Source organism: Flavobacterium sp. GNP010 (assembly GCF_056428945.1).
This window is the reverse complement of record NZ_JBWJVK010000064.1, coordinates 1-8506: the sequence shown is the minus strand read 5'-3', so window position 1 is coordinate 8506 and position 8506 is coordinate 1. Positions and strand designations below refer to the sequence as shown.

The 8506-nt window shown below is 33.1% G+C and carries 6 protein-coding genes; all 6 read left to right on the top strand.

Annotated features, from left to right (window positions below; all coding sequences use genetic code 11):
• The coding region (locus AC061C_RS14920; protein WP_478291830.1) for a fibronectin type III domain-containing protein at nt 1-1149 on the top strand (1149 nt) is incomplete at its 5' end.
• A 4-nt stretch (nt 1150-1153) separates the two neighbouring features.
• Entirely contained in the window at nt 1154-2389 is a 1236-nt protein-coding gene (locus AC061C_RS14915) for a hypothetical protein (RefSeq protein ID WP_478291829.1), read from the top strand.
• Nucleotides 2382-3569 (top strand): hypothetical protein, encoded by a 1188-nt coding sequence (locus AC061C_RS14910; protein ID WP_478291828.1) that lies wholly within the window; start codon nt 2382-2384, stop codon nt 3567-3569. The genes AC061C_RS14915 and AC061C_RS14910 overlap by 8 nt, the downstream gene beginning before the upstream one ends.
• Before the next feature lie 82 nt (nt 3570-3651).
• The gene (locus AC061C_RS14905; protein ID WP_478291827.1) at nt 3652-4818 is read left to right on the top strand and encodes a SprB repeat-containing protein; all 1167 of its coding nucleotides are present in this window, start codon (nt 3652-3654) and stop codon (nt 4816-4818) included.
• Nucleotides 4815-6125: a SprB repeat-containing protein gene (locus tag AC061C_RS14900; RefSeq protein ID WP_478291826.1), complete on the top strand. Its 1311-nt coding sequence runs from the start codon at nt 4815-4817 to the stop codon at nt 6123-6125. Before AC061C_RS14905 ends, AC061C_RS14900 begins: the two co-directional genes overlap by 4 nt.
• Nucleotides 6122-8506 (top strand): SprB repeat-containing protein (locus AC061C_RS14895; protein WP_478291825.1); only part of this gene is annotated, 2385 nt, incomplete at its 3' end. The genes AC061C_RS14900 and AC061C_RS14895, both read left to right, overlap by 4 nt.

The following is an 8506-nucleotide window of genomic DNA, read 5'->3' as shown; positions in this document are numbered from 1 at the left end:
AAATATGTTCCTCACCTTACCGTAAAAGAATTTAAAGATGATACAACTGTTAACCTAGTATGGGAATTTCCAGAGGAAGGGAATGACGAAATAACTGGTTTTGAACTCAATCGTTCTGATAAGGAAGATAGTAATTATGTTACTGTAATAAAAAACATTTCGCCTAAGTCTCGCAACGTAATTTACAATAAATTAAACGCAACCAACTATTTTACTATAACCGCAGTTGGGAAACAGGGGAGTAGTAGAGCCTCATTCCCAATGCTTGTTCAGCCAATTGATTCAATACCTCCTAGTAAACCCGTTGGATTAAAAGGAACTATTGACAGTCTAGGCGTGGTAAAAATTTTATGGGATACCAATAAAGAAAAAGACTTGTTGGGGTATAGAATCTATAAAGCATACAATGCATCTGAGGAATACAGTCAGCTGACAGTGAGCCCAAATGAAAAGAATACTTTTGAAGATAAAGTAATACTTAAAACCTTAAATAGTAAAGTGTATTACAAAGTGATTGCTGTAGATTACAGATACAATATGTCTGAATTTTCAGAACCACTTGTTCTAAAAAAGCCAGATATTATTCCTCCCGCATCTCCCGTTTTTTCTAAATATGAAATTAAAGAAGGAGGGGTTTTCTTAGAATGGTTTAACAGCCAAAGTGAAGATGTGACAGTACACCAATTGTATCGAAAACAAAACGATCAAAAGGAATGGAAACTTGTTTTTGAAACCAAAAACAAAGAAGAACAATTTCAAGACAAGTCTGTTGAGGAAGGGTATACTTATACGTACGCCATTTTCGCAAAAGATGATTCAAATCTGCAATCGCTGCCTTCGCCTAATCTATCAACTTTTGTTCCTTTTTACGGAGTGATGGAAGGAATAAAAGGTTTTTTTGCTCAAACTAACAAAACAAGTAACACCATTGATCTATCTTGGAATTACAGCAATCCCTTGGTCGATAGTTTTGAAATATACAAAGCCTCTGAGAAAGATGCTTTACAGTTAATACAAATTGTAGATGGGAAAAAAAGACAATTGTCTGATCCAACCATTACCATAAACACTAATTACAAGTACGGGATTAGAGCGATTTTCAAAGATGGAAGAATGTCTAAAATGGATTTTTATACTGTTAAATTTTAAGATTATGAGAAAACTTTTCATTTTGTCATTGATTTGTTTTTTTATTAAGAGCCATGGGCAAAATATTTCTTACGAGATGAGTTATATTTTTGAAAGTACTAATGGTTCAAGAGCACAATTGATTTCCAATAATAAATCTGTTTACGTATTTGAACCAACAAGTGAAGAGATCACTAGAAATATCTCACATTATGATGATTTTATGTTTAATTTTCGAGCTGCTATTAATCCTGATGATACAAATGGAGAATATGGCCCATGTAGGAGAGATATATCTATTTCGTTAACTGCTTCGGAACTTATAAAAGGTGTATTTCCTAGTGGTTCTGGATGCTTTTCATCAATATTTGTTACTGAATTTAAGCCCAACGTAAGTATTCAAAAAAGCAATACTTTAACAACTTTATGTTCTGGAGAACAATTACAATTAGCTGGGTTTCCTGCCGGATTTCCTAATGAAGCGTACCACTGGCAATATTCATTAGACAATCAACAAACTTGGATAGATGTGCCGACAAATTTCAACAATAATCCAACTACAAATTTTTCAGTTAAAGATGTTTTAGGTGATATTCACAGCAACTACTTTAATAAGCAACTCTATTTCAGATTGGGCTATCAAAACAGACCTTTTACAGATCCAATTTCAATAACTTACTCTGCTTGTGCTCCAGTAATAACGAATTTAAACCCAATTCAACCAAATTGTAGTGGTGATCCTATGACTGTAATTGTGACTTTTGATAGACCATTAGATCCTATCAAAAATGAAAAATTAAACAATTTTCAAATTATTAAAAAAACTGGAGAACTTACTGGAAACCAAATTTCCGAAATTATTGCCTTTGACGCTGTTAATACATTACAATATACCTACAATAATGTTATAGGATTAGAAAACGGAGAAAAATACACTATAAAATATCAAGCTTTTCAAGGAGTAAAGGAGAGAGGAGTACCTGAAACCGATAAAGATTTTCAATATCAGGACCCAACAGCTGTACAATTCGAGATTGTTTCTGCTGAAAACCCCTTATGCCACGATGGTACTGTTGAAATTGTCATTAGGGTAAAAGGCGGTACAGGTGCTTATAAGTTTTATGATGACACAATAGAAATAATTCCAACACCAATAAATGGGACTGACGGTATTTATCATCTAAAAAACTTAGCACCCAAAGAGTACAAAATAAAGGTAGTAGACAGTAATGGCTGTATTGATGAAAATAAATATGACTAGGCGTATGAAAAAAATTACCTTTCTAATGCTTGTTTTAATAGTAAATTATGCTGCATATTCCCAAAGTGAGTATGGTATATTCGTTAAGACTATACAACCTCCCGCATTTCCGAATGGAAAAGGTGAATTAGTTAAAGCTAATCATAATATAAATATCGAAACAAATTCATTAAACTTGTATACTAATGTATTAGGTCAAACACAATATTTTGAAGAGTTCTGGACGATTAGTAATAATGAAGCAGATATTTATTATAATTTTGAGGATAGTAGCGAAAATAACCTATGTTACCAGTCAGGTTCAATAAATTGGAATTTACTGACTGAACCGAGTAAAAGCATTGTTGGTTGTATTGCGGAGACATATTTATATGTAATTCATGTAACATCAACAGATGTGCTTAGGAGTAAATGTCCAGAAGATATAATTGAGTTACATGATGGCTGGAATTGGCAATATAGATTTGATGGTTCAAATTGGGAAGATTTTGCCCCTAAATTTCAAGAGCAAAGATCAATATCATTTAAGATTAATGAATTGGCTGGCTTCGAAAATAAAACAAAAGTATATTTCCAAGCAGGATTTGGTACGCAATTTACTAATATTTTACCTTTTGATATATCGCCATGTACTCCTAAAATCGTATCAACCTCAGCTCCTAATCTTACTAAATGCACTTATTCGAATGACGGTGCAGTTACCTTCACATTTGAGAGAGAATTGCAAGATGGTGAACAATATGAAATGGCTCTTTTGTATGAAAATGGTCGTGCTGTCTTAGATGGGAATAAAACAATTCCTAAAGATTCGATGACTACCCCAACAACGTACACTTGGAATAATTTAGAGGCTGAAAATTACCAGCTAACTTACTATATAACAAAAAAAGTAGGCACAACGGTTTATCCCAACAGTCCAGCACTACGTAATAGTTTTACAATATCTCCCGCTCCTGAGTTGCAGTTTAGCGTATCAGGAGTAAATCCCTTATGCCACAATGATACAGTCGAACTTGTAATTCATGTAACGGGTGGTACAGGTCCCTATAGATTTTATCTAGACAATATTGAAAAATTCCCTGTACAAGAAATAGAAGGTTTTTATCATCTAAAAAATTTACTTCCTAAATCGTATGACGTAAAAGTTACTGATGCCAATAACTGTATTGATACTAATTAATATGTTTATGAAAAGAAAAATACTATTTATTTTATTAGTTTTAATAACAACTACCAGCTCCTCTGCGCAGGTTTTATATATAATGAAAACTAACTATGGGGGATGCAGCAATTATAGTCTGCCAACACCCTATTATGGGGGAGCTACAACAAGTTTCAGTTATAATATAAGTTCAGACGATGGTATTTGGTTGTGTCCAATACGAGAAGTTGGTCCATATTTAATTTTCGATAAAAAACCTAGCTCATATACACTAGATTATGAGACTTACACTGATTATAATCAAACAGACATATATGAGTTGTTGGCTTCTCTTGTTGTAACAATAACAAAAGATTGCGAAACCACCATTGGCTATGGTGCTTCAAATCTAAGACCCTATTTCGAATTAATTAGTAACCAAGTACTTACATCACCAGGAGTAAATAACGTGTTAACGGATAAAATCAAATTAAAAGCAACTGGTTGTAGTGGAACACAAAGGTTTCATTGGGAGTACAAACTTAATGGAAGTCAATTTCAAAAAATGAATATAAGTACTTCTTTTAATGAAGAATTTGAATTTATAACTGCAAATTTTATCCCATTAGATTACACTGGTTTTATAGACTTTAGAGTAGTCATTGATTCGGACCCGTCTATTACCGAAGAAAATGTATATTCTAATATTATTTCTTACAATGTTACTAGAAAAGCTCCGGAAATTATCTCAACATCTTCTCCAAATTTTACTAGCTGCTCCTATTCACAAGACGGTGCAGTTACCTTCACATTTGAGAGAGAATTGCAAGATGGTGAACAATACGAAATGGCTCTTTTTTATCAAAATGGTGCAGCAGTCCTAGATGGAAATAAAACTATTACTAAAAATTCGATGACTACTCCAACAACGTACACTTGGACAAATTTACCATCTGAAAACTATAAACTTACCTATTATACAAAAAAAACAGTGGGTAGCGAAGAATATCTAAGTAATCCTCCTTTACAAAAAAGTTTTACAATATCATCTCCTAGTCTTTTTTCTTTCTCAGCAACAGAGACCCAACCAAAATGCTATGGCGAAAAAGGTACCATAATCATAACTGCCTCTGGAGGCACACCACCTTACTATTATTATTTAAACGATGACCCAAAAATTGAGTTTACCTCCCCAAAAACCATTGATGCAAATGCTGGAGACAATTATATAAAAGTAGTAGACAGTAAAAGCTGTATTGACAATATTAAAGAAGACGAAAAAATATGAAAAAAATTATTACTTTCTTTTTACTTTGTATTTCTGTGAATAGTTATTCTCAGAAACCTAAAAACATCATAGTTGAATACAATCCGCAATCTGCCTCTATTCAATTTTACTCTACAATTAAGATAGAGAATAAAAATGGTGTCAAGATTTACGAGGATTTTTACGGTCACTCAAATTCATTTCCTTACAATAGTCCCATTGGAAAAAAAACAGATACACTGATCAATTTAACAGAAGCGGACTATCCATTAAAATTTAGTTTGAGAGGCGAAACATTGGATACTAACGATTGTAATGAAAATAAAAATATTTCATTTACTTTAGAAAAATATAATTCCCTTGGAACTGAATCCTTGTTTGCTTGTTCGGCAAGTGCAGAAATAAGAGCTTTTTCTTTAGATAATCCAGAAACAAATGACAATATTGGCAGTTGTGAAAGCATTAGCATTAAAAACAAACTAATTACTAACTACTATTACAAGCATCCTATTTCTGGGGAATGGATTGATATTTATACAGTAGCTCCAAATGCTATCCTTTACAATAGCATAAATACAAATGATTTAAATCTAAAAATCAATGAGTTCCCTGATCTTAAAGATTATTATGGACCTCTATTTATAAAAGGTTCCTATACTGTTGATGGTCTTTATGATGGATTTGTGACGAATTTTGAGGGAGATGTGGGACCGCTCTTTTTAAAGCCGAAAACATTTGAAACAAATATTATTATTTACAATATTACTCCATGTACACCTAAAATTACAACGACATCATCCCAAAATTTTACTAGCTGCTCTTATTCGAATGATGGAGCAGTAACCTTCACATTTGAGAGAGAACTTCAAGATGGAGAGCAATATGAAATGAGTTTGAAATATGACAATAGCACTTATGCCCCTTATGACAATAAAACTATTACTAAAAATTTAATGACTAATCCCACTAATTATACTTGGACGAATTTACCTGCTGAAAAGTACATACTTACTTACTACACGAAAAAAACGGTAGGTAACAAAGAGTATCTAAGTAATCCTGCAATACAAAAAAGTTTTACAATATCATCTCCTACTCTTTTTTCTTTTTCAGCAACGGAAACCCAGCCAAAATGCTATGGCGAAAAAGGCAGAATAACCATAACTGCCTCTGGAGGAACATCACCTTACTATTATTATTTAAATGATGACCCAAAAATTGAGTTTACCTCTCCAATAACCATTGAAATAAATGCTGGAAATAATTCCATAAAAGTAGAAGACAATAAAAACTGTATTGACAATACTAAAAATGATACAAAATCATGAAAAAATTTATAACATTCCTTGTTTTATCAATAACTACAATAGGATTTTCTCAGACACCTACTGGTATTAAAAAAATAGTTATTACAAATCCTACTGAGATTGTAATAGATGGAACATATACAACAACAGCTACTACAGGTTCTGGTAAAATTGATGGAAAATTATATATCGCTTTTAAAGGGAGAACAGAACCCTATACCTATTCTTGGTTAAAAAATGGCAATACATTTACCCCTATAAAAGATCTAAATAATCCAAATACTTGGATTAATTTTTCAGCTGGCGAATATACCGTTATAGCTTCAAAAGATGGTTGTGTCAGCTCACCAATTCCTTTCATAATATACGAGCCAGCCGAATTACTAATCAGTCTTATTCAACCTAATATAATTGGTTGTTTTGGTGGTACAACAACGCTAGCTATAAATAATAACACTGCTACAGGAGGTTATCCTTATGTAGGCACTAAGAATTACACCTATTCTTGGTACAAATGCGATAATAGTAATGGTTCAAATGCTTCTTCAATTTCGGATGCAAGAACTACTGCGGTAACGGCAGGATTTTATTATGTTGTAGTTAGTGATACAAAAAACACAGCAACATCAAATATAGTAGAAGTAAAACAAAATAAAAAAATAACTGTTTCAGAAAATAAAATAGAGCCTCTATGTAATGGAAATAACGGTAGCGTTACATTAGCTATTTCAGGAGGTACGGGTAATTATAATGTAGCTTGGACGGGAGCTGCCTTAATTACCAACAATGGTAAAAATTTATCTGGTAAAGCTGGAACCTACAATTACACCATAACAGACGCGGCTGTTCCAGTATGCTCTATCCCTGGATCAGTTACTTTTACAGACCCTACGTCTGTAATAATAACCTCTATAAATCAAACACAACCCTCATCATCTACCGCCAATGACGGTACAATCACTATAAACGCATCGGGTGGTACCGGAACTTATAAATATTTTTGGTCAAAAGTTGGAGATAATACATTTAATAGACCCATAACAGAAAATCATATCCAGGGACTTTCAAATGGTATCTATACTGTTAAAGTAACAGATGCTAATAATTGTAGCCCTACAAATGACACTGAAACAATTAATTTGGAAGCTTTATCTGTATCCATTAACAAAAATGATGACATCCTATGCTTTGGAGGTACTACAGGAAAACTGACCGCTGTAGCTTCAGGAGGAACACTGAATGCTAATGAGACTTATAACTACTCATGGTATAAAGATTCTAACTTACTATCCAACGAAAGTAATGCATCACTTTCAAATTTAGGTAAAGGGACTTATAAAGTAGTAGTAAAGGACAGCAAAAATCCGACTGTTTCTGCAGAATTAACTCTTACAGAACCTGATCAAATGATAATTACTGAATCCCCAACAAATGTTAAATGTTTTGGTGATCAAAGCGGTGCTATTACAATAGCTGTTGATGGGGGATCTCCGCTCGGAAATATTTACACCTTTGATTATACTGGACTTGGAATACTCAATAAAACTTCAACTACAGCAACTATTACTGGACTTAAAGCCGGTAATTATTCAATTACAGTAAGTGACCAATATTGTCCTAAAATTTTTAATTTTACAATTACTCAACCAAATAATCCAATTACAATTCCTCAACCAACCATAAGTCCTGTCTCGATTTATGGACAAAAGACGGGGGCAATTACTTTTATTAATAGTCCTACCGGCGGAGAAGGTAATTTTATTTATTCTTGGACTTCAGATAAATTTACAGGTACAAAAAACTCATTGAATTTATCAAACCTAGAGGCAGGTGTATATAAACTTGTAGTAACAGATGGTAGTGGATGTACAAATTCTAAATCTTTTACAGTCACTCAAAATCCTGAATTAAAAGTAAATATAAATGAAACTGCTTTTATAAAATGTTTTGGTGGTACTAACGGAAAACTTACTGCCGAAGTGATTGGTGGTTTTGGAAAATATACCTATGTATGGAAAAAGGGTAATGCTGTTCTTCTAGGAGAAAACCAAAGTACTATCACTAACCTAAGCAAAGGAATGTACAGCGTTTATGTTACAGATAGTGCCAATCCAGGTGGTCCTTACGCTCTAGCTAATCAATTAAATTATGATTTAAAAGAACCTAATGAGCTTAGAGTAGCTGTAATAAACTCAACCAATGTGTTGTGCCATAATGAGACTACAGGAGCGATTTCTATTGATGTTAATGGCGGTAATGAACCTTATACGTATCAATGGACAAAAAACGGTGCCGATTATTCTACTACTAAAGATTTAATTAATCTTGGAGCTGGCATGTATCAAATTATTGTTACTGATGCAGTTGGACATAATTGTACTGCAACATTGCATGATGCGGTA

Coding starts and splice junctions, on each gene's coding strand:
- AC061C_RS14910 (WP_478291828.1), top strand. CDS start 2,382: ATGACTAGGCGTATGAAAAAAATTACCTTTCTAATGCTTGTTTTAATA.
- AC061C_RS14900 (WP_478291826.1), top strand. CDS start 4,815: ATGAAAAAAATTATTACTTTCTTTTTACTTTGTATTTCTGTGAATAGT.
- AC061C_RS14905 (WP_478291827.1), top strand. CDS start 3,652: ATGAAAACTAACTATGGGGGATGCAGCAATTATAGTCTGCCAACACCC.
- AC061C_RS14915 (WP_478291829.1), top strand. CDS start 1,154: ATGAGAAAACTTTTCATTTTGTCATTGATTTGTTTTTTTATTAAGAGC.